The organism is Niastella caeni (assembly GCF_004834005.1).
Taxonomy (GTDB): Bacteria; Bacteroidota; Bacteroidia; order Chitinophagales; family Chitinophagaceae; genus Niastella; species Niastella caeni.
Map to the genome: position 1 here is coordinate 1,465,727 of NZ_STFF01000001.1, position 23,388 is coordinate 1,489,114.

21 protein-coding genes are annotated in these 23,388 nt (G+C 42.5%); 15 read left to right on the top strand and 6 right to left on the bottom strand.

Going from position 1 to position 23,388, the window contains the following annotated elements:
- Positions 1–5: 5 nt before the first annotated feature.
- Together FAM09_RS05820 and FAM09_RS05825 are read left to right on the top strand one after the other, a co-directional pair.
- A complete protein-coding gene (locus FAM09_RS05820) occupies positions 6–824 on the top strand; it encodes an outer membrane beta-barrel protein (protein WP_136576102.1) in 819 nt (272 codons plus the stop codon).
- Positions 825–1,125: 301 nt separating this feature from the next.
- The gene (locus tag FAM09_RS05825; RefSeq protein WP_136576103.1) at positions 1,126–1,683 is read left to right on the top strand and encodes a L,D-transpeptidase family protein; all 558 of its coding nucleotides are present in this window, start codon (positions 1,126–1,128) and stop codon (positions 1,681–1,683) included.
- Between the two features lie 505 nt (positions 1,684–2,188).
- On the opposite strand, the gene FAM09_RS30640 is transcribed toward FAM09_RS05825, so the two are convergent.
- From FAM09_RS30640 to acs, 3 genes are all read right to left on the bottom strand, one after another.
- Positions 2,189–2,350: a hypothetical protein gene (locus FAM09_RS30640; RefSeq protein ID WP_153825442.1), complete on the bottom strand. Its 162-nt coding sequence runs from the start codon at positions 2,348–2,350 to the stop codon at positions 2,189–2,191.
- A gap of 61 nt (positions 2,351–2,411) precedes the next feature.
- On the bottom strand, positions 2,412–2,972 hold the full coding sequence (locus FAM09_RS05830) for a DUF6934 family protein (RefSeq protein WP_136576104.1): 561 nt from the start codon (positions 2,970–2,972) through the stop codon (positions 2,412–2,414).
- Between the two features lie 229 nt (positions 2,973–3,201).
- The gene (gene acs / locus FAM09_RS05835; protein WP_136576105.1) at positions 3,202–5,115 is read right to left on the bottom strand and encodes an acetate--CoA ligase; all 1,914 of its coding nucleotides are present in this window, start codon (positions 5,113–5,115) and stop codon (positions 3,202–3,204) included.
- A gap of 352 nt (positions 5,116–5,467) precedes the next feature.
- Between acs and FAM09_RS05840 the strand changes: the two genes are divergently transcribed.
- The 5 genes from FAM09_RS05840 (at position 5,468) to FAM09_RS05860 (ending at position 10,391) form a co-directional block, all read left to right on the top strand.
- Positions 5,468–7,018: an MFS transporter gene (locus FAM09_RS05840; RefSeq protein WP_136576106.1), complete on the top strand. Its 1,551-nt coding sequence runs from the start codon at positions 5,468–5,470 to the stop codon at positions 7,016–7,018.
- A gap of 21 nt (positions 7,019–7,039) precedes the next feature.
- Positions 7,040–7,279 (top strand): DUF6814 family protein, encoded by a 240-nt coding sequence (locus tag FAM09_RS05845; RefSeq protein WP_136576107.1) that lies wholly within the window; start codon positions 7,040–7,042, stop codon positions 7,277–7,279.
- A gap of 209 nt (positions 7,280–7,488) precedes the next feature.
- The gene (locus FAM09_RS05850) at positions 7,489–7,860 is read left to right on the top strand and encodes a hypothetical protein (protein ID WP_136576108.1); all 372 of its coding nucleotides are present in this window, start codon (positions 7,489–7,491) and stop codon (positions 7,858–7,860) included.
- Between the two features lie 185 nt (positions 7,861–8,045).
- Positions 8,046–9,668, top strand: coding sequence for a SulP family inorganic anion transporter (locus FAM09_RS05855; RefSeq protein WP_136576109.1), 1,623 nt, complete (start codon positions 8,046–8,048; stop codon positions 9,666–9,668).
- Between the two features lie 87 nt (positions 9,669–9,755).
- On the top strand, positions 9,756–10,391 hold the full coding sequence (locus tag FAM09_RS05860; RefSeq protein ID WP_136576110.1) for a carbonic anhydrase: 636 nt from the start codon (positions 9,756–9,758) through the stop codon (positions 10,389–10,391).
- Positions 10,392–10,462: 71 nt separating this feature from the next.
- Here the strand turns inward: FAM09_RS05860 and FAM09_RS05865 are convergent, their stop codons facing one another.
- From FAM09_RS05865 to FAM09_RS05875, 3 genes are all read right to left on the bottom strand, one after another.
- Positions 10,463–11,848, bottom strand: coding sequence for a SulP family inorganic anion transporter (locus FAM09_RS05865; protein WP_136576111.1), 1,386 nt, complete (start codon positions 11,846–11,848; stop codon positions 10,463–10,465).
- Positions 11,823–12,494, bottom strand: a complete 672-nt coding sequence (locus tag FAM09_RS05870; RefSeq protein ID WP_136576112.1) for a carbonic anhydrase — start codon at positions 12,492–12,494, stop codon at positions 11,823–11,825. Before FAM09_RS05870 ends, FAM09_RS05865 begins: the two co-directional genes overlap by 26 nt.
- Positions 12,495–12,594: 100 nt before the next feature.
- Entirely contained in the window at positions 12,595–12,882 is a 288-nt protein-coding gene (locus FAM09_RS05875) for a hypothetical protein (protein ID WP_136576113.1), read from the bottom strand.
- A 255-nt stretch (positions 12,883–13,137) separates the two neighbouring features.
- On the opposite strand from FAM09_RS05875, the gene FAM09_RS05880 reads away from it, so the two are divergent.
- From FAM09_RS05880 to FAM09_RS05915, 8 genes are all read left to right on the top strand, one after another.
- Positions 13,138–14,379: a glycoside hydrolase family 130 protein gene (locus FAM09_RS05880; RefSeq protein ID WP_208025486.1), complete on the top strand. Its 1,242-nt coding sequence runs from the start codon at positions 13,138–13,140 to the stop codon at positions 14,377–14,379.
- A gap of 89 nt (positions 14,380–14,468) precedes the next feature.
- Positions 14,469–15,386 carry a gliding motility-associated ABC transporter ATP-binding subunit GldA gene (gene gldA / locus FAM09_RS05885; RefSeq protein ID WP_136576114.1) on the top strand — a complete coding sequence of 306 codons (918 nt, stop codon included), beginning with the start codon at positions 14,469–14,471 and terminating at the stop codon, positions 15,384–15,386.
- 159 nt (positions 15,387–15,545) lie between these two features.
- Complete coding sequence (eno, locus tag FAM09_RS05890) at positions 15,546–16,835, top strand: phosphopyruvate hydratase (protein WP_136576115.1); 1,290 nt, start codon at positions 15,546–15,548, stop codon at positions 16,833–16,835.
- Between the two features lie 185 nt (positions 16,836–17,020).
- A complete protein-coding gene (locus tag FAM09_RS05895; protein WP_136576116.1) occupies positions 17,021–17,317 on the top strand; it encodes an FtsB family cell division protein in 297 nt (98 codons plus the stop codon).
- A gap of 174 nt (positions 17,318–17,491) precedes the next feature.
- The gene (locus tag FAM09_RS05900; RefSeq protein ID WP_136576117.1) at positions 17,492–17,725 is read left to right on the top strand and encodes a hypothetical protein; all 234 of its coding nucleotides are present in this window, start codon (positions 17,492–17,494) and stop codon (positions 17,723–17,725) included.
- A 93-nt stretch (positions 17,726–17,818) separates the two neighbouring features.
- A complete protein-coding gene (nth, locus tag FAM09_RS05905) occupies positions 17,819–18,472 on the top strand; it encodes an endonuclease III (RefSeq protein ID WP_136576118.1) in 654 nt (217 codons plus the stop codon).
- Between the two features lie 411 nt (positions 18,473–18,883).
- Complete coding sequence (locus FAM09_RS05910; protein ID WP_136576119.1) at positions 18,884–19,741, top strand: SdiA-regulated domain-containing protein; 858 nt, start codon at positions 18,884–18,886, stop codon at positions 19,739–19,741.
- Positions 19,738–23,379, top strand: coding sequence for a BamA/TamA family outer membrane protein (locus tag FAM09_RS05915; RefSeq protein WP_136576120.1), 3,642 nt, complete (start codon positions 19,738–19,740; stop codon positions 23,377–23,379). Before FAM09_RS05910 ends, FAM09_RS05915 begins: the two co-directional genes overlap by 4 nt.
- Positions 23,380–23,388 lie beyond the last annotated feature (9 nt).

Sequence of the window (23,388 nt, forward strand, 5' to 3'; positions counted from 1 at the left end):
TAAAGATGAAACAGGTAATTATACTCCTGGCAGGGATTAGTATGTACTTTACTGGCCTGGCCCAAACAGACTCAACCGGAAAAGAAAGAGAAAGCGATACCATTCGCGTAGGCGGAATGATCATTATTAAAAAGAAAAGTCGCGACAAGGACAAAGAAAAAGAGGATGAAGCCAAAACATATAATCGTAAAAGCAAGAACTCACGCGTAAGTACAAACTGGTGGATCGTTGACCTTGGTTTTGCCAATTACGATGATAAAACAAATTATACCGGTAATAGCTTTGCGCCCGGCCTCGATAAAGACGATTTTAAATTACGCCCCGGCAAATCGGTGAACGTAAACATCTGGGCGTTCATGCAAAAACTGAACATCTCTCATAACGTGGTGAACCTGAAATATGGTTTAGGTGTAGAACTGAATAACTATCGCTATAAAGCACCGATAAAATTCAATACGAATCCCACTCAGGTAGTATACGATAACACCAAGAACTATTCAAAAAATAAACTGGCCGCCGATTATATTACCGTGCCCATTATGGTGAACTTTAACTTCACGCCACATAGAAAAAGAGGGTTTGGCTTTAGTATAGGCGCCAGCGGTGGCTACCTGTATTCGAGCCGGCAAAAAACCATCACCAATACAGATGGTAAAGAAAAAGAACGCAATGATTTCGATCTGCGCCCCTGGAAATTGTCTTACATCGGTGAATTAAGTTTAGGGCCGGTAAAATTATACGGTTCGCTTGCTTCGCAAAGCATGTTTGAAAAAGGGCTCGATCAAACACCTTATAATTTCGGATTACGTTTAAGTAACTGGTAGATTAATTATCATAGCCATGAACAGAACCGGTATTGAAAAATACCGGTTTTTTATTTTTGCAACATTGATTATCCATACCCTGCCTGCGATCACTTGATTTTCAACGGCATTTATTTTAGCCTAAGTATTGCCAATAAAAAATTCTGTTAAAAGCCCACTACAAAAAAATAAGAATTGGTAAGCGACGTTTTGATATGTGGACTATCCCATTATCCACATCCGGGTAATTGAAAACAAATTTTTTTTATTTTTAAACCCATTAATCATTTGCTTGGTCTTTACGCTTAAACCAGGTTTACTTATGAAATCTAAATGGCTCTTTGCAGGCTTAATCATTATTTCCGTTACAGGATTAGCGGCATTTAAAACCATTGAAAGAAGGGTTATTAAAAAGAATTTATTGCGATCGAAGCCAATGGGCGAGGTGTATGTTGTGGTAGATAAATCTGATTATGAATTGCAGGTATTTGACGCAGAAGGCTGGTACGCCACGTATCCCGTTGTATTTGGTAGCAAAGATCTCTCAGACAAACTTGTGGAAGGCGATCGCCGCACCCCCGAAGGCACTTTCAAGATCACTTATAAAAAACCTCACCAGAAGTGGCATAAAATGCTCATGCTGGATTTTCCTACCCAGGAAAGCTGGAGCAAATTCAAAGAACGCAAAGCCAAAGGAGTAATTCCTAAAACCGCTAAAATCGGCGGTGGTATTGCCATACATGGCACCTGGCCGCATGACGACCTGGTGGTTGATGATTTCACCAACTGGACCAATGGTTGTGTTTCTTTAAAAAATGAAGACCTCGATGAACTGGATGAAATCCTGCCAGTTGGGTCAAAGGTTATTATCAAAAGATAAATACACGATCTATAAGTTGTGACTTGCTATTTTCGTAAGCAGCCTCATTAAGGTGCATTTACGAAGACCCAATAAATGTTTTTACGCAATACCACTTAGTATTATTACTAATTTGTCTTTTATTTTATGGACAGCCGCAACTATCCATAACTTTTTGTTGTCATGTTGATATTTATTAACAGGTATTGACCAACCTGTTTGATATTTCACCCGTATATTGCATGGTCATATATCCCGCAGAGCGGGATCCAAACATGTGAGACAATACAATCCATACAAGCATTGGCTTTAGAAAACGGTCAATGTTTCCGTCTCTATGAAGACCCCACACCCTCCAGCCAGTGGGGTTTTCTCTTTACTCCCATTATCATTTGCATCAATAAAGATTAGATAAGTTTCTTCTTCTGCGGTAGCAATGCCTGAATGATCATAATAGAATGGACATCTGTATTAAATTATCTCAGGAAAGTTATGCGCGAAAAGCGGCTGCAGGCAGGAAAATAAATTATGCTTCTTTCAGCAGTTTCATAAACAGGTTAGCCTGTTCTTTGGTTTTGATCACTCTATGTAACGAAGAACTAACAGGAGCCTTTGCCTCTGCTTTTCTGCCATCTTCTTTGGCTTTTTTGTTAAGAGCAGCCAGTTTGCGTTCTATCGTTTTATTCATTGTTACCAATTTACATAGAAACCAAATTTACATAGTTTTTTCGATCTTTTATACACAGGCCCTATTCCTTTAAGTTAAAAATGAAGTAATTGTACATCTGGTCCTGCGAAATCTTAAAACCTTTATCAATTCTGAACGGATAAGGCATAATATCTTCAAAATCAAAGGGATTATCGTATTGGGTCTTTCCAAACCGGGTAATCCGAACAAAATACTTGATGCCAAACATCCGGAAATGCTGATCGAGGTACCTGAAGTTCCGCTGAATTGCCCGGTAATAAAAATAGGCCCGGGCATTATCCGAACCATCGATCCCCAGGTAATGGCCCGGATTGTTCTTTAAATAGGCAAATGCTGAAAACAAAATGGTTGAAAACACCTTCGAATAATCGGTATGGTTGAGTTCAGCTTTATCATTGATCTTACCTTTCGAATTCAGTGGACCGAATGCCAGGTTATAAACGTTGGGCAACAGGGCATGTGATTCGTTGCTTATTTTAACTACCAGGGGAATTTCCTTACCAGACTTCACACTGGTTTTAAAACTACTGTACCGCAGATCGGTTGAAATATTATCTATTTCATACAGGTTCTTAAAATCAATCTTTAAAGGAACTGCCATATACCTGCTATTTTGAAGATAAAGACGTTGGTATCCCCATTGGAGGTTTTAATTTTGGAATTGCTTGATGGTTAATCCTGCCTGCCGGCAGGCAGATTGCTTGATGGTTATTCGTTGAACGATTAACCTTACGGGAATTCAAGATCTGCAGAACAATTCTTAGCCTCAGCCATCTAATAATTAAACCATCTTGCCATCAACTGGTCAGCCCCTCATTATAAAGCATTGATCACAATCTTCCTTTTGCTATTTCATCTACCACAGAAGGATCTAACAAAGTAGTAGTATCGCCCAGTTTATCAATTTCACCTTCGGCAATCTTGCGTAAGATCCGGCGCATAATTTTACCGCTTCTTGTTTTAGGCAATCCACTTACAAATTGAATTTTATCGGGTTTGGCAATGGCGCCTATGATCTTTGATACCGTTTTAGTGATATCCTGCCGGGCCAGCGCATCATCACCATGCGTTCCCTGGTAAATAACAAATGCATAAATGCCTTGTCCTTTAATATCGTGCGGATAACCTACCACCGCGCTTTCTACTACCCCCGCATGCATGTTAATGGCATTTTCCACCTCAGCTGTACCAATGCGGTGACCGCTTACATTCAGCACATCATCAACCCGGCCGGTTATACGATAATTACCATTTTCATCGCGCAAACAACCGTCGCCGGTAAAATACAAATTCTCGTACGTGGCAAAATAATTCACACGGCAACGTTCATGATCGCCATAGGTTGTGCGCAGCATACCCGGCCAGGGGAATTTGATACAAAGGTTGCCGCTTACCGAGTTACCGGTAACTTCTTTCCCGTTTTCATCGACCAGTAATGGCTGAACGCCTGGTAAAGGCAACGTAGCGTGGGCCGGTTTGGCCGGTGTAACACCGGCTAAATTGGAAATAAGGATACCACCGGTTTCAGTTTGCCACCAGGTATCAACAATCGGGCATTTCTTTTTACCAATTTGCTCATCGTACCAATGCCATGCTTCTTCATTAATGGGTTCGCCTACGGTACCTAAAACTTTCACTGAATCAAGACTATGTCCTTTTACAGGATCAAGGCCAAAGCCCATCAATGACCGGATGGCTGTTGGCGCCGTGTACAAAACATTTACTTTGTATTTATCAACTATATCCCAAAACCGGCCTGCATTGGGCCAGGTAGGAATTCCTTCAAACATCAGCGAAGTAGCACCGGCGCTTAACGGGCCATATACGATGTAACTATGACCGGTTATCCAGCCAATATCGGCCGTGCAAAAGTGAACATCGCCCGGCTGGTATTGAAACACGTTTACAAAACTATAATTGGTATACACCATATAGCCACCGCAGGTATGCACTACCCCTTTGGGTTTACCGGTTGAACCGGAGGTGTATAATATAAACAGCATGTCTTCCGCATCCATTTCTTCCGCCACACAATCAGGATTGCCCTGCGCTTCCACTTTCCTGATCTCTTCTTCCCACCAAACATCGCGTCCTTCGATCATGGAAACCTGTGTACGCGTTCTTGTTAATACGATCACCCGTTTTACAAAGTGGCATTGTACCAGGGCATCGTCAATGACACTCTTGAGCGGTATTTCTTTATTTCCACGGAAACCACCATCGCAGGTAACTACAAATTCGGCCTTTGCATCCTGCAGGCGATCGGAAATGCTTTGTGCGCTAAAACCGCCAAAAACGACGGAATGAATAGCGCCGATACGCGCACAGGCCAGCACGGCAATAGCCAGTTCAGGTACCATGCCCATATAAATACAAACGCGATCGCCTTTTTGTACGCCATTATTTTTTAGTACGTTGGCAAATTGCACCACTTTGGCGTGCAGTTCGCGGTAGGTTAACACGCGGTTGGGTTCTTCGGGATCATTTGATTCCCATATAATAGCAGGTGTATTGCCTAAAGTGTTAAGGTGACGATCGAGACAGTTCTCTGTAATATTCAACTTGCCGCCGGCAAACCATTTAATAGTAGGCTTTTTGAAATCCCACTCCAGTACTTTATCCCATTTTTTACGCCAATAAAAACTAGATGCTATTTCACCCCAGAAGCCTTCCGGGTCGTTCACACTTTTATCATAAGCCGCTTTGTATTGGTCTACTGATTTTATCTGATAAGGAAATGACATATCAAGCTGTTTAACCCTTTTTAAAATTAGGGCGTTAAATTACGAAGAAAAAGGAAGAAGCAGGAAGAAAGGTTACAAGTTCCAGGTTGCAGGTTGTAAGGCTATTTTGCAGGATGCAGTACGAAAGGTGGGGTTACAAATTTCAAGGCCCTGAAACTGGTAAATTGTAACTGTAATTATTTGCTCGCTGCCCTTTCACCATTGACCATGCCGACGCTTACGGTCGGCATCCCGATAAGCAAAGCTTCGTCGGGATTCACCAATCACGTTTGCCGTTTCACGATTCACGATTGTCGTTTCACGCCTGCGCCTTATATTTATAGCTTAAAATTGGAACAAACCCGCTTCCCATATGACGCACGAATCAGAATCAAAAAAAATCTGGCAGGTGATTGCTGCCTCTTCAGTAGGAACCTTAATTGAATGGTACGACTTTTACATTTTCGGTAGTCTCGCAACTGTTATTGCAAGCCAGTTTTTTCCAAAAACAAATCCCACAGCCGCTCTGCTTTCAACGCTGGCGACATTTGCAGCCGGGTTTATTGTACGCCCATTTGGTGCATTGGTATTTGGCCGCCTCGGCGATTTGATCGGCAGAAAATATACTTTCCTGCTGACGCTGATCCTCATGGGCGGTTCAACTTTTGCCATTGGACTGGTACCCGGGTATGCCAGCATTGGATTTGCTGCCCCTATCCTGGTATTGTTGCTTCGTTTACTACAAGGGCTTGCCTTAGGTGGCGAATATGGCGGCGCTGCTACATACGTAGCAGAACATGCGCCCGCCAACAGACGAGGGTATTATACAAGCTGGATACAAACAACTGCTACCCTGGGATTATTTTTTTCGCTGGGGGTAATATTACTAACCCGCCACTTTCTGGCGCCTGATCTTGATACATCTATCAAACGATTTAATGATTGGGGCTGGCGCATTCCATTTTGGGTATCTATATTATTGGTAGGCGTATCTATCTATATCCGTTTACGCATGAATGAATCGCCGTTGTTCGCCAAGCTGAAAACAGAAGGCAAAGTATCGGTAAACCCATTGAAAGAAAGTTTCGGCAATAAAACCAATCTTAAAATGGTGTTGCTGGCCTTGTTCGGCGCTACCATGGGACAAGGCGTGGTATGGTATACCGGCCAGTTTTATGCGCAATCTTTCCTCGAAAATGTTTGTAACATAGATTTTGACCAGTCGCGCACCATCCTTATCTGGGGTATTTTGTTAGCCACTCCGTTCTTTGTGGTCTTCGGTGGCTGGAGCGATAAAATAGGCCGCAAATGGATCATGCTTGTTGGTATGCTGCTGGCCATTGGCACCTATCAATTTATTTTCAAGCAATTCATTACATTAACTGATCCCGCAGGAAAAACGGAGTTGACCGGCCACAGAAAATTGCTGGAAGACAAAACGATCGTTAGTGAAAAAAATGCGGCTGATTCCATACACCAGGTAACATCAGAAGTGCATTACACCGATGGCGCCGTATTTAAAGAGGTAAAAACTGATACTTTATTTGCCAATGCCGCTCATGCTGCCGTTACTCAAACAGTTATTAAGTATAAAGATAAAAAGGTTGACACCTGGACCTATCGCAAACTAGTAGGTTGGATATTTGTGTTAATACTGTATGTGACCATGGTATATGGGCCCATTGCCGCCTTCCTGGTGGAGCTCTTCCCTACCCGCATCCGGTATACATCCATGTCGTTGCCTTATCATATTGGCAATGGCGTGTTCGGTGGTTTAACACCTTTCATCGCTACTTTACTCACAACTATATATGTAACCGATAAATTGTCAGGGCTGTGGTATACGATCATAATTGGCGCTGTGTGCCTGTTCATCGGCGCTGTTTATATCTCCAATCGCATTGATCCTGATGTTAACGATTAAATAATATTAAAAGAGAACCACATGAATAGCTTAAAAAGATGGTTGGGGATAGTATGGTTGATCCTCGGGCCTGTTACCATATATTATCTTATTAAAACGGCCGCTGATGAAATTGCTAAAAAACCGGTCATAGATACTAAAATACAATGGGCTGTGTTTGTGATCGTATTTATTCCTATTGCCATTGGCATGATAATTTTCGGCTATTATGCCATTAAGGGTGAATACGATCATTTGCCTGAAAATTCGAAAGAATTATAAATATTTCTAATTAGCGTAAACAATATTTGACCCCGCCTGTTCGACATTCAGGCAGGCGGGGTTAACATAGTTTGAATATACATATATAAGCGGTTTGGCTTTACGGTATTTATTGCATAATTTTTGTGAGTTATTATGGCAATTGTTAACAAAATTTAACGTTTGTAACCGGGCAATGAAAGCTTATTTTTGTAACGTTAATTTCAAGCATGAATAAAGAAATACAAAAAGAATATACTGTGTCTGTTGCGAAAAGGATCGTGGCTGGTACCATGGTGCTTTTACTGCTCTGGATCACCGGTATTAATTTTTTGTATTCTTCGAAAGACATGGGGTCGGTAATAACATGTATTGATATAGATGGCGATGAAGAAAACGGCGCCGATTGCAACAATTCCCCAACCGGTCCCGATGAAAAATCGCCCGATGCGCCGCTAACAGTTTCAGAAGAATTCCTGCACATATATCACAGTCCGGTGAACCCCGATTGGATAAATATGTATTTTCAGCATAAGGTACATGAAGCTGAAAAGCTCTGCATTTTTCATCCGGAATTATTTTCACCTCCCCCGGAAGCATAACTTTTCCCTTTTTTCAATTAACATTCCTTGTTATACCCCGCAAGGCGGGGATACGATTGCTTGTTGATATGAATTGTACATCTGGCTATAAATAGCATTTGTTTCCGGATGCGTCATTATATTCAACCGGGTATCTTATTGTAAAACCGGGCAAGCCATGTGCTTCTCATAAAAACATTTTTATTATGGTTAAGAAAGTTAAAGGATACGCAAGCGCCCTGGGAAGTGACTTGCCGTCTTCAGTGGTCGTTTTTCTCGTAGCGTTACCCCTGTGTTTGGGGATTGCATTGGCTTCAGGCGCGCCATTATTTTCAGGCATTATTGCCGGGATGGTAGGTGGTATTGTTATTGGCGCTTTAAGCGGCTCGCAATTAAGCGTTAGCGGACCGGCAGCCGGTTTAACAGCTATTGTATTAGTAGCCATTGGCAAATTGCAGGTATATGAAGCCTTTTTGCTGGCCGTTGTGCTGGGTGGTGTAATACAAATTATACTGGGCTTTTTAAAAGCCGGTATCCTGGGTGATTATATTCCTGGCAGTGTTATTAAAGGCATGTTGGCCGCCATCGGGTTGATCCTGATCCTGAAACAATTTCCCCACCTGGTAGGTTACGATGCAGACTTTGAAGGTGATGATAGCTTTATGCAGGCCGACGGCGAAAATACATTCAGCGGGCTGTTCGGTGCGTTTAGTCATTTGATCCCGGCAGCGTTGCTCATTGGGGTGGTTTCCCTGCTCATTATGATCGTTTGGGAAAAATATGTAGCCCCCAAAGCCAGGCTCCTGCAACTTATCCCTGCCCCATTGATCGTGGTGGTGGTTGCTGTAATTATCAACGAATTATTCAAATCATCAGCGACCGGTATGGCTATTAAAGAATCGCACCTGGTAAAAATTCCGGTGGCCGATTCTTTTAACGGGTTCATCTCTTTCTTTACGTTCCCCGATTTCAGCCATATTTTGAATCCGGTTGTATGGACTACCGCTTTAACGTTAGCCATTGTAGCAAGCCTTGAAACTTTGTTGAATATTGAAGCGGCCGATGACCTTGACCCGTACCAACGGGTTACGCCTACCAACCGTGAGTTGAAGGCACAGGGAATTGGTAACCTGGTATCAGGTTTAATCGGTGGCTTACCCATTACTTCGGTGGTTGTACGCACTTCAGCCAATATCAATGCCGGCGCTAAAACTAAAATGTCGGCCATTTTCCATGGTATATTATTGTTACTTTCGGTAGCTTTTATACCAGGTCTGCTGAACCTAATACCATTGTCGGCACTGGCAGCTATTCTTATTTATACAGGTTTTAAACTGGCGAAACCTTCGCTGTTCATTAAATTCTATAAAAAAGGATGGGACCAGTTTTTACCTTTTGCTCTCACCATAGTGGCAATATTGCTTACCGACCTGTTAAAAGGTATCATGGTAGGATGTGTTATAGGATTGTTCTTTGTTATTCGCAGCAACTTTAAATCGGCCGTATTTGTGGTAAATGACGCCAATAAATATTTGTTCCGTTTGCGCAAGGACGTATCGTTTTTAAATAAACCGATCATTAAGAACAGACTAGAAAAAGTACCGGAAAATTCTTACGTGCTCATAGATGCGACGCGTGCTGATTTTATTGACAAAGACATTATTGAGGTGATTGAAGACTTTTTAATACATGCCCAGTTGAAAGGAATTACAGTTGAGCTTAAAAAAAGCACCTATAAAGACCAGGGATTTTCAACCAATGGAGGTAATGTTTTAGTACAGCCAAAAATGGTTGTAGCAAAAGAAGCTATGGCTGAAATGTCGAATTAAAGTTTACCTCAACGGTCTGTGCAGGTAAACCACACCCTGAGCTAACAGAAAGGTTGTCTATTTTTTAAAGACGAAAAAAGTCTGATCATGAAATCATACGAAAGATTATTATTAGAAAATAAGGCCTGGGCATCAGAAAAAGTTGCAGATGATCCGGAATATTTCAACCGGCTTGCCCATTTACAAACACCGGAATTTTTATGGATCGGTTGCAGCGACAGCCGCGTACCGGCCAATGAAATTACGAATACCCAACCTGGTGAAATTTTCGTACATCGCAACATAGCCAATATGGTGGTAAACACCGACGTGAATTTGCTGAGTGTGCTCGACTATGCGGTCAATCACCTGAAAGTAAAACACGTTATTGTATGCGGCCATTATGGTTGTGGTGGCGTAAAAGCTGCCGCTACTCAAAGCGATTTCAACCCCGTACTGAACATGTGGTTGCGTAACATAAAAGATGTATACCGCCTGCACCGCGAAGAGCTAAGCTCTATTAAAGATGAAGAACAACGTACCGACAGACTGGTAGAACTAAATGTTCGGGAACAGGTAAATAACCTGGCCAAAACCTCTATCATTCAACGTGCGTGGAAACAAAATAACGCACCCGACCTGCATGGATGGGTATATGGATTAAAAGATGGAATTATTAAACCGGTATTTGAAATGAAGTCCGGCACCCATATAGACCCGCTGTATGAATTCGATGGTTTATAAGAACAATATTTTATTACAACGAGTCTCGCTGTTTAGCGGGACTCTTTTATTTATAACTGGTTTGTTCTCAACTATACAGTTTCCATTATTCTTTTCGCCGGTGTTTGGGCAGGAACAGGAATATCCTGCAACAGTGGTTTTTTAACCCAGCCCAACAATACCATAATTACAAAAATTACGATAGCTGTTAACACAGCAGGCATAAACCCCCATAGCGGTACTGCCGCAGCCGTATAGATCATGAGCAAAATATGACAGGGATTCTTTGATTCAAGCACTTCCCTGATCTCCTTTCTTTTCACCATGCCATTGGCTACATATAAGAGAATACCGCCTATGCATGCCATAGGTACCTGCTCAAGGTAAGTAGCTAAAAAAGCAGCCATCAGTAATTTGAATGTAAACTTGGCAATACCTGCCAACGGCGATACCGCTCCTACTTTAATATTCACGGCCGTTCTGGCCAGGGCGCCGGTATGTGGAAATCCATTGAACAATGGCGTTATAATATTTACCATTCCCTGGCCCCACAATTCTTTATTGGGGTTATATGGTATCCCGGTATTGTTCGCCAGCCTGTCGGCCATGCGGGAACACAATAGACTTTCAATAGCTGCTACAATAAATATTGCCAGCACGTAATACACCAGGTCAAACACTACCGATGCTGTCATAGCCGGCAATTGCGGCGTAGTGATCACTAAAAAATCAGTAGGTATAGCGCCATATTTATCTTTTATTAGAATTAGTCCATTGCTTTTCCACAATGTTGAGCTAACCAGCCAGCCAACACCCAATGCAATCAGCGGAGCAGGAATAAATGCAGAGAACCTGATTAAAGTTTTACAAAGAGCAAACGTAATCAGCGCCAGGGCAAAGGCAAACCAATTGGCATCGGGCAAATACAACATCGTTTTTTGAATCTGCTGCAACAGGCCATAGCCTATTTTTTCTTTAAACCCGAAAATTTCACCCAGTTGCGAAAACGCAATTACGATCGAAATACCGATAGTAAAGCCTACTACAATGGAATGCGGCACCAGGGCCACTATGCGGCCAAATTTACCAACCCCGCAAATCATCAGCAACGTTCCTGCCAGTATAGAAACCAGTATCAGGAAACTATGATTATAGGTAGCCATCAAACCACCAATAACAGGAATAAAAGCAGCCGTAGGGCCATATACCTGGTATTTTGACCCGCCAAATAATGCACCCAGCAATCCCGCCACGGCTCCCCCAACAATTCCCTGTTCAGGCCTTAGCCCCGAAGCCATGGCGAACCCCATAGCCAGCGGAATAGCTACCATAGCAACTATTAATCCTGCTGTGAGGTCTTTAATTATATTGAGCTTTTTGTTTCCTTTTAACAGGTCTTCATAACGTCCATCAATGGGGGTCATAAAAAAAGCGATCCTGCTTAGTATACCCTCAGATTTTGTATGCGTCTTTTTCATAAGCAAGAATTTTTTCGTTTTGATTCTGCATAAATTCTACACGCCCGGTTTCCACATCATAGATGGCGCCCATTAAATTGATTTCCCCGGTTTCTATCAGGTCGGTGATGATGGGGCTTTTGCGAAGAATGATATCGATGTTATAATGTACATTCAACCGGGTTACATTGTTAACGAATGTTTTATTGTGAGAAGTTCGGTCGTGCAAGGTTTCCGTTTCTGCTTCAATAGAAGGCCTGATATGATTGAATATCTCATTCAAATTATCCATTTCCAATCCATCACAGGCACCCTTAACTGCACCACAGTTCGTATGTCCCATTACTACAACCAGCTTCGAACCCAGGTATTTGCAGGCATACTCCATACTTCCGATCGCATTCACACTGGCAATATTGCCAGCCAGGCGAATACTGAATAAATCGCCAAGGCCCTGGTCAAAGATCAGCTCAGTAGAAATTCTTGAATCGCTGCAACTGAGTATGGTGGCAAATGGGAATTGCTGATCTTTGGTTTCATTCACCAGTTGCAGCAGGTTACGATTTACACGCAGGTTATTGATAAAACGTTCATTGCCTTCCATTAAAAATTGAAAAGCTTTTTGAGGCGTCAAAGACTGGCGCGACTCCCAATAATGATTCTTCATAATAAGAGTTATTTATTATCGTAGTTAATCTATTGAGGATAACAATTTGCCTGTTGTGCAGAGATAAGAAGTAGCACAACAGCATTGATGATATGTTTAACTACGCTTCGGGAGGTTGATCTATAAGCGCGCAATGTCCTTTGAGGCAAAGGCCCGATTTGCGAAGGTGTTTCTTTTGTTCGTTAAGAAAAGTTAACAAACTGGCGTAATCGAAGTTATAGTGATGTTTTTTGAATTTCTTGAAGTCTTTTTCTGATTTGTTTTCTTCTTCCGATTCGGGGTCATCACAGAATATAACAATTTCCACTTCAGTTAAATTAAATAACTGATCCAGGTTACTGTATTCAGCAAAGAGCAGTATAGCAGCTATGACCAATAAAAATCGCATTTGAGTGTTATTTACTCAATACGGATTATGATATTATCACTTACATCATGCCTACTTAAATATAACCAATAAAGCTGGCTTTTGGAGCCATTGTTCAAAATAATACTCATTATTTAGACCAACTGCTTATACATACAAACGCATGTTTAACAGGGCGAGGGAAAGAAATATCATTTTCTTATCATGTATTTTCTAAATGAAAAACAATGGGTGTAAATTAACCTACAATATGAACCTGCATTTAATAAAGCATTTATGTTTACACTGCCAATAAAAAATACGATTGCCTGTAAACCAACCGTATTGTGTAAACAGGCACGCAAACACAGCATTGTTTCCTGGTGCCTTCCGGCCTTTTTTACCTGCCTGTTGGCCTGTCAGCAACCCGAAGCCCAAAAACAGGATGTAACAAACAATGGTTCCACTGCCGATAGTAACTGGATGCTGCTGCCCTTTGTAAAAATAGATTCTGTGAACCCCATTCTTCAACCCGGCCATGGATCGTTTATTTGCCCCGTGCGAAAACAGCCAGTTAAATGGGAAGAAAAGGATGTATTCAATCCCGCCGCAATTGTAAAAGATGGAAAGGTGTTCCTGTTGTACCGCGCCGAAGATTCCATTGGCAAATTTGCCGGCACCTCACGCATTGGATTGGCCGAAAGCGCCGATGGCCTGCATTTCACCCGGTATTCACAACCCGTTTTGTATCCGGCGCCCGATGAGCAGAAAAAATATGAATGGGAAGGTGGTTGTGAGGACCCCCGTGTTGTGCAGGACAGCAGCGGGGACTATATTATGACCTACACAGCCTTCGATGGTCAAATCGCACGGTTAATGGTGGCTTCTTCAAAAAATTTATTGCAATGGACCAAACATGGGCCCGCATTCGCCAAAGCATTCAATGGTAAATACCTCAATACCTGGTCAAAGTCAGGCTCCATTGTTTCAAAATATGTAAATGGAAATATCATTGCCCAAAAGATCAATGGCAAATACTGGATGTACTGGGGCGATGTGAATATTTGGGCCGCCACTGCAGATGACCTCATAAACTGGACACCCGTATTGTATGCCCGGGGAGAAAAACCAACTATTGCATTACGCCATTATGCCAAAGACATACCCGAAATAAAGATCGTAATGGGTCCAAGACCCCAAAAATTCGATAGTGACCTGGTAGAACCTGGCCCTCCTGCCCTCTTAACAGATAATGGCATTGTGCTGCTTTACAACAGCCGTAATATTCCCGCTATTGGCGACAGCAGTTTACCCGAAGGCACATATACAGCTTCGCAGATCTTATTAAATAAAAATGACCCAACCCAAGTATTGCAACGAATGGACACCTGGTTTATACAACCCGACAAACCTTACGAAGTGACCGGACAGGTAAACAGGGTTTGCTTTATAGAAGGCCTGGTTCACTTCAATAATAACTGGTTACTTTATTACGGGACTGCGGATTCTAAAATAGCTGTGTGTAAATTAGGTAAATAGCTTATTTGAAAATGAAAACCAATGCGCTAAGGGGGGGATCTTCATTTTCTAATTTTCAAATTTGCACATTTTCAAATTAAATTTGCTGAATGTCAATAGAAGTAAACAAGCTCACCAAACTATATGGTGAACAAAAGGCCATCGATAACATATCCTTTACAGTAAATAAAGGGGAGATCGTTGGTTTTTTAGGTCCCAATGGCGCTGGTAAGTCTACCACTATGAAGATCATCACCGGCTATTTGCAGCCAGATGAAGGTGAAGCCGTTGTTTCGGGCATTTCTGTAAAAAAACAACCGCTCGATGCCAAAGCCACCATTGGCTATTTGCCTGAAGCCAATCCACTGTATTACGACCAGTATGTGCGGGAATACCTTGATTTTGTCGCAGATGTACATAAAGTACCAGCTAAATCAAAAAAAGAGCGTATTGAATCGGTTATTCAAACGGTTGGGTTAAGCCTGGAAAGCAAAAAAAAGATTGGCCAACTGTCAAAAGGCTATAAACAGCGGGTAGGCCTGGCAGCCGCCCTCATTCACGACCCGGAAGTGTTGATCCTTGATGAACCAACCACCGGTTTAGACCCCAACCAGATCATCGAGATCAGGGAAGTGATCAAAGCTCTGGGGCAAAATAAAACTGTTCTTTTCTCTTCCCATATTTTACAGGAAGTGGAAGCCATTTGCGACCGGGTGATCATCATCAACCGCGGCAAGCTGGTAGCCAACGATAAATTAAGCAACCTGCGCTCGCAGGTTAACAGCAATAATGTGCTGAAAGTAAACTTTAAAGAACCGCTGGAAGCTGCCTGGCTCGAAAGATTGAGCAGCGTACAGTTGGTAAACAAACTCAATACCAATGAGTGGGAGCTGATATGCCACGATGCCACCGAAGCCAAACGGCAATTGCTGGAACTGGCCCTGCAGCAAAACCTCAATATTGTTTCCCTGCAAACGGGTGGACAAAGTTTAGAAGATGTATTCAGAAGTTTAACCGCAACAACATAGAGATTGTAATACAAACTTTGTTTCTTTGCACCTCCTAAGACATCCACCTACGTGGTTCAACGCTGAAGCTTTTGCACAAGCGTTCAATTTGGTGGGCAAGGCGCTTAGGACCCGAGATTGAAAAACCGAGCATTTAAATTCAAAAAACTAATACCAATCATGAGTTACATTGCAGACATTCATGCCCGCCAAATTTTAGACAGTCGCGGCAATCCAACTGTAGAAGTAGATGTAGTTACCGATAACGGATTTTTGGGAAGAGCAGCCGTTCCCAGCGGTGCTTCTACCGGTAAACACGAGGCAGTTGAGCTGCGCGACGGTGATAAAAAAACCTACCTGGGTAAAGGCGTTTTACAGGCAGTAAAAAATGTAAATGAAGTTATTGCAGACCAACTGATTGGTATTGAAGTAGTAAAACAAGCCCACATCGATGACCTGCTGATCAAGATAGACGGTACTGAAAATAAAGCCAAGCTGGGCGCCAACGCTACCCTGGCTGTTTCTATGGCCGTAGCCAAAGCTGCTGCTGAAGAAAGCAACCTGCCTTTATACCGTTACCTGGGCGGCGTAAACGCTACTGTGCTGCCCATGCCACTGATGAACATCCTGAACGGTGGCGCACACGCTGATAACAAAATTGATTTCCAGGAATTTATGATCGTTCCTATCGGCGCTCCTTCATTTAGCGAAGGTTTGCGTTGGGGCGTGGAGATCTTCCATACGCTGAAAACCGTTCTTAAAAAGAAAGGCTACAGCACCAACGTGGGCGACGAAGGCGGTTTTGCACCTGATATTCAAAGCAATGAAGAAGCTATTGAAACCGTATTGCAGGCTATTGAAGCTGCAGGTTACAAACCCGGTGAGCAAATTGGTATTGCCATGGATGCAGCCAGCACCGAAATGTTCGACGAAACCAAAAAAACTTATAAATTCTACAAGAGCTCAGGCAAAACCATCAGCAGCGATGAAATGGTAGCTTATTGGGCTGACTGGGTGAAAAAATACCCCATCGTTTCAATTGAAGATGGTATGGCTGAAGATGATTGGGAAGGTTGGAAAAATCACACAACCTCTATCGGCAGCAAATGCCAACTGGTAGGTGACGACCTGTATGTAACCAATGTAAAACGCCTGCAGGAAGGTATCAACAAAGGCATCGCCAACAGTATCCTCATCAAAGTAAACCAGATCGGAACGGTAACTGAAACCATCAATGCCGTACAATTGGCACAAACAAATGGTTATACGTCAATTATGAGCCATCGTAGCGGTGAAACCGAAGATACGACCATTGCTGACCTGGCTGTTGCCTTAAATTGCGGTCAAATTAAGACTGGTTCTGCCAGCCGTACCGACCGTTTGGCAAAATACAACCAGCTCATTCGCATTGAAGAAATGCTCGGTGAAAACGCTATTTATCCCAAAGGAAGAATTAAATTTGGTAAATAGGCAAGTTGCAAGGTACAGGTTACAGGTTCCAAGGGGTTTTCCCTGAAACTTGTAACCTGCAACCTGTAACCAGATAAAATCTCAAAATCCAAATCACAAAGCCTGCCCCGCTACTATGGGGAACTAAATAAATACACAAGACCGGAACCTGAGATTTGAATTTTTTGAGAATTGAAATTTGAAATTTGAGAATTTTAAAAAACATACCCTCCTGGCTCAAGAACAAATACCTGCTCACCATGCTGGTATTTTCGGTATGGCTGCTTTTTTTTGACGACCGCGACATTATTACCACCCACTTCAAGCATCGCAACGAACTCAGGCAATTAGAACAAAGCCGGAATTACTACCTGCAACAGATCGATACCACCAAAAAAGAGCTGGACGACCTGAAACAGAATCCTGAAATGCTGGAAAAGTATGCCCGGGAGAAATACTGGATGAAAAAAGACAACGAAGATTTGTTCATACTACCTGAATAAGTTGTTTTGATGCGTCCTATTGCATCATTCAACGCCTTTTTTTATCTTTCCACCGAATTAGCAACTTCCCATCCAATTTCCTGCACAATAAGAGAAACCTAATATCGTTTTATTAATCGGACGGACTCCGAAATTGACTCTTTCGGAATTTTAAAGGACATAAATGGTTTGCCTATGACTATTCTCTTTACACCGGAGGACCTTTTACGCTATTTGTATAAAGAAACCTCACCGGCAATGAATGCCGCTATTGAAGCTGCATTGGACGAAGACTGGACGCTTCGCGAAAAATTAGAGGTACTGAAAGCCTCTGCCCGTAACCTGGATAAGATCGTAGAATCTCCCAGAACAGAAGTTATTATGAACATTTTGCAATACGCCCGTGAATCGGTGATTGCAACTGCTTAAAGCTTCCGGCAGAACAAGTAGCCCACAATAATATAACAATCATTGGGCTACATTAATCCACTCCCTTAATTTCGCAGTCATTCTAAACAAAGAATGACAAGAAAACAACGATTCCAGTTTGTAATTGACTTTTTCCTGCATCATGCACCTGATGCGGAAACTGAATTGTTATATGATAATCCCTACCAGTTACTGGTAGCGGTCATCTTGTCGGCCCAATGTACCGACAAGCGGGTCAACATGACTACGCCGGCTATTTTTGAGAAATATCCGGACGCAGCCAGTTTGTCGAAAGCCACTTTTGATGAACTGTTCCCGCTGATAAAAAGCATATCATACCCCAACAACAAAACAAAACACCTGATCGGAATGGCCATTAAGCTGCAGGAGCAGTTCAATGGCCAGATCCCACTTACGGTTGATGAGTTGGTTACCCTGCCCGGCGTGGGCAGAAAAACGGCCAACGTTATTACCTCAGTAGTTGATCAGCAACCCAATATGGCGGTAGACACCCATGTTTTCCGGGTATCGGCCCGTATTGGCCTTACTGTTGGCGCCACTACCCCACTGGCTACCGAAAAGCAACTCCTTCAACACATTCCCAAGGAATTGGTGCATATAGCCCATCACTGGCTTATTTTGCATGGACGGTATGTTTGCGTGGCCCGCAACCCCAAATGCGATAAATGCGGTATAACAGAAGTCTGCAAATACTATCAGAAAGAGGTGAAGCCTAAAAAGAAATAATGGTGTTCACAAGTTCTACTGTTTCTTAACTTTTCCCGGTTTTCTATTCAATTAGCAGACCGTTCAATTCAATTAGCAGATTGTGTAATTGAATTAGCAAAACAGTCAATTAATTAACAGCCCATGTAATTCAATTAGCAGACCGGTCAATTGAATTAACAGGACCTTCAATTAATTTACAAGGTGGTTCAATCTATTTACAAAACGTTGTCAATCAGGAAATGGCATTGTTTCAATAGTAAAATGCTGCGAGCCAGCCGGGAAAGACGACCCGGGAAGGCAACAACTCCCATTGTAGACCATTTTCTACACTTTCCAATAGAAAAACTATTCTTACCTGATTCAATCTTAGTGCAACAGCAGCATGGCACCAGATTTTGACGTGTAACCTATGAGTTATTCTGAATTCTTATGCTTTACAGATATGCCTGCTTCATAAGCTTATTCATTGCTTTTATCAATAGCCGCTGTACACAATCAGCAGACAACCAACATGCGTATAAAAGTCCTGATGGGTATAACCTGAATAAACCTTTCTTATTAAAATTACCGGTAGAACTGGATGAAATTTCAGGGGTGGCCTTTTACCCCCGCGATTCCAGTGTTTTTGCCATTGGCGATGAATTCGGCTGGCTCTATAAAATACCTTTAACGGCCGGCAAACCGATTCGAAAGTGGAAGTTTTCAAACGAAGGCGATTTTGAAGACCTGGCAATGGTTGATAAAGTTTTTTATGTGCTGCAAAGCAATGGCAATATTATCGCCTTTACGTTTGATGATCATAACCAGATCCTGACGCATCATCAGGAATTCCCGGTATCCGGCAATGAATTTGAGATCCTGTTCTATGACCCGCATATCTTTAAGCTCACCCTGCTTTGTAAAGATTGCGAAACAGATAAAAAGAAAGCATTGACGGCCTTCTATTTTAACCTGCTTAATAAACGTTTCGACGATTCTTCTTCCATAAATGTAACGGCCATCGCCAATATGATAGGAGAAGAAAAGATCAAGTTCAAACCCTCTGCCGCAGCTATTAATCCTGTTACTAATGAATTGTTCATTATATCGTCGGTTAACAAACTATTGGTAATAGCTGACCGTAAAGGCAATCCGAAACAAACCTTTCCTATTGATGTAGCGCTTTTTAAACAACCTGAAGGAATTACTTTTACACCGGAGGGAGATTTGATCATTTCAAATGAATCGGCCGATCGGGGAGTAGCTAACCTCCTATTTTTTAAATATAATAAGAAAGTGACACCATGAAATATGTGCTTGCCCTTTATATGGTATTTACTGGTCATGTAATATTTGCCCAAACAGATGACACCCTTAGTGCGCGGATTATATTAATAGGCGACGGCGGCGCTTTGATCAACGGCAAACACCCGGTTGCTTCGGCAGTTAAAAACTACCTGCTCCCCGATAAAAAAACAACCATTGTTTACCTGGGTGATAATTTATACCGGCATGGCCTGCCCGATGAAGGCAACGTCAATTACGTTATATCACGAACCGTGCTGGATTCGCAAATGGCAGTGGCAGCCAATACCCAGGCACATGTTTACATGATACCTGGTAACCACGACTGGTCGAACGGCAGCTCTGATGGCTGGGAAAGCCTGCTGCGGCAGGAAGCCTATGTAAACGTAATGAAAGAGAAAAACATAGAATTCATTCCTTCAGAAGGTTGTCCCGGACCGGTAGAAGTTCCCATAGGTAAAGACGCAGTTATGATCGTGTTCGATAGTCAGTGGTTTTTACACCCTTACGAAAAACCCGGCATTGAATGGGACTGCCAATGCAAAACAGAAAGCGAATTCATGCTGCAGCTTTCTGAGCTGTTGCAAAAAAACCATAACAAACTCGTAATAATAGCCAGCCACCACCCTTTTAGAAGTAATGGCATACATGGCGGTTATTATGGTTTTAAACAACATCTTTTTCCATTCACCGATCTGCGAAAAAAATTATACATACCGCTGCCCATAATAGGGTCTATTTATCCTATCAGCCGCAGTGTATTTGGCAGCCCGCAGGATATCAGTTACCCAGCCTATACCAATATGGTAACAAGAATACAGGCTGAATCAAAATTACATCCTAACGTGATCTTTGCTGCCGGCCATGATCATAGTTTACAATTGTTACAGGATAGCAGCCACTTTTATATTGTTAGTGGCAGCGGTTGCCAAACCACCCGGGTTGCAAGCAGCAAAAACTCTTTGTTCACCCAGTCAGCCATTGGCTTTTCCGTACTCGAAGTGTCGGAGAATAAAAATGTACGCGTTAAATTTTATTCGGTCAATATAGATTCAGCCACACCAAAAGAAGTGTATTCAAAAAATATCATCGACTTCTCCAAGTTACCGCCCCTTGCTCCGGATACAGCCAAATTAAAAATACCTGCATATAAAGATTATCATGTATCTGCTGCCAGTAATCAGTATAAAGACGCATCGGCATTAAAGCGATTGATATTAGGTAACAATTACCGAAAGGTTTGGGCTGAGCCGGTGAACCTGAAAGTTTTTAGATTGCATGAAGAACACGGTGGATTCAAGATAAAAAGCATAGGTGGCGGAAAGCAAACCAAATCATTGACGCTGGAAGATAAAAATGGCAAAGAATGGTCGCTGCGCACGATTGATAAAGATCCCGAATTAGCACTGCCCGAAAACCTGCGTAATACGGTAGCTTCTGAAATTGTTCAGGATATGATCTCGGCAGCCCATCCTTATGCGCCATTGCCGGTTGCTTCATTAGCTACCTCAGCACGTATACCACATGCCGATCCTGAGTTCTTCCTTGTGCCCGATGACCTGGCTTTTGGCACCTACCGGCCTTTGTTTGCCAATAAAGTTTGTATGCTCGAAGAAAAAGATGCCTCCTGGGATGGCACCGACACTAAAAGCTCTATTACTGTTTTTAATGAATTGGTAGAAGACAATGATAAACGCGTTCTTCAAAAAGAAGTATTAAAAGCCCGTTTGCTCGATTTACTAACTGCCGATTGGGACCGGCATATGGACCAATGGAAATGGGGCGTTAAGGATACCGGCCGCGGCAAATTATACTATCCTATTCCCAAAGACCGCGACCAGGCTTTCTTCTATTCCGACGGGCTGTTAATAGCCTATGTATCACGTAAACGGTTACCCTTTTTAAAAGGTTTGAAATATAAGATCCCCGATGTAAACCATTTGTCAGCCGTTTCAAAAGATTTTGACCGCCTGTTCTTAAATGACATCGACAGAGAAGAATGGGATTCGGTAACAACCCTTTTCAGGCAACAATTACCGGATACAGCAATAATGAGGGCGGTAAAAACCATGCCGCCCGAAATATATGCCATCAATGGCCAAAGAACAATCGATAAACTCATCAGTCGTCGTAACGAATTGGGAAATCAATCATTAAGGTATTATGATTTTCTGGCCAAACAGGTAACCGTACTGGGTAGTAACAAAACCGAGTACTTTAAGATCTTCAACGAAGGAAAAAATATCCGTGTGCAGGTTTTAGCCCGGGAAGGCAAGGATACCGGTTTCATTATGTATGACCGGCTGTTTGATCCTAAAAGAACCAAAGAGATCCGGTTATATGGTCTTCGTGGCAACGACAAGTTTGATATAACGGCCAATACCCCCCAAAATACATTCTTTAGAATAATTGGCGGAAAAGGGGATGACACGTTCCATATAAACAGCAATATCAATAATTATGTGTACGATCTGAGCAGTGAAAAGAATTTCCTGGAAAAAGGCAGGAACACAAAACCCCGCTTCAGTACGAACACCAAGGTAAATGATTATGATTTCAATGAATACCAGTATAACATTTTTCATTTTCCCCGCATTAATATCGGTTGGAATGCCGATGACGGATTTATGTTTGGCTTTGGCTTATGGTACCGCCGGTATGGCTGGCGTAAATCACCCTACTCCTCTGAACAGCGGTTATCTGCGCTTTTTGCAGCCGCCCATCGTGCTTACCAGTTCAAATACCGGGGATTGTTTGTAGATGTATTCCGCAAAACAGATATTGTACTCAATGCAGAAGTTATGAACCCCGCCCTGAATAACTTTTTTGGGTTTGGTAACAACACCAAGCTCAATGGCGATACAACCATCAGGTTTTACAGGACCCGGTTTAAGAACGTAGCGGCCGACTTCCTGTTCAGGAAAAAGATCGCCGGCGTATTGAGCGTGTTCGCCGGGCCATCGTTCTATCATTACTGGAATAAATTAAAGAACAATGAAGATTATATTCTTGGCAAACCATCACTCATAGGGCTCGATTCTTCGAATATCTATTCGGTAAAAAGCTATGCAGGTGTTAAGCTGGGCGCCTTGATAAATAACCTAAACAACGAGCTCTTCCCAACCCGCGGTATAAACTGGCTTACCACTTTTACCCAAATGCAACCGCTAACCAAATCCAGTTCGCCCTTAACAAAACTGGAATCAGAAATGGCGGTATATGCCAGCATGAGCTTTCCGGCCAGGTGGGTAACCGTTTTACGGGTAGGTGGTGGCCATATTTATAGTGACAGCCTCGAATATTTTCAGGCCATGACATTAGGAGCTAATAACTATTTACGCGGATTTAGAAAGAATCGCTTTGCAGGAAATTCATTGGCTTATGCCAGTCTTGAATTCCGCATAAAGTTGTTTGAAAGCAAATCGTATGTATTTCCGGGTCAGGTAGGGCTGGTAGCCTTTAATGATGTTGGCCGGGTTTGGTTAAAAGGAGAAAGAAGCCGTTTATGGCATTACGCTTATGGTGGCGGCTTTTATTACGTGCCATATAATATGGTGCTGGTATCTGCCACCTTTGCCTTATCGAACGAAGAACGCCTGGTGAATTTTACACTGGGCACAAGATTGAACTTAACATTTTAATTCTATTGG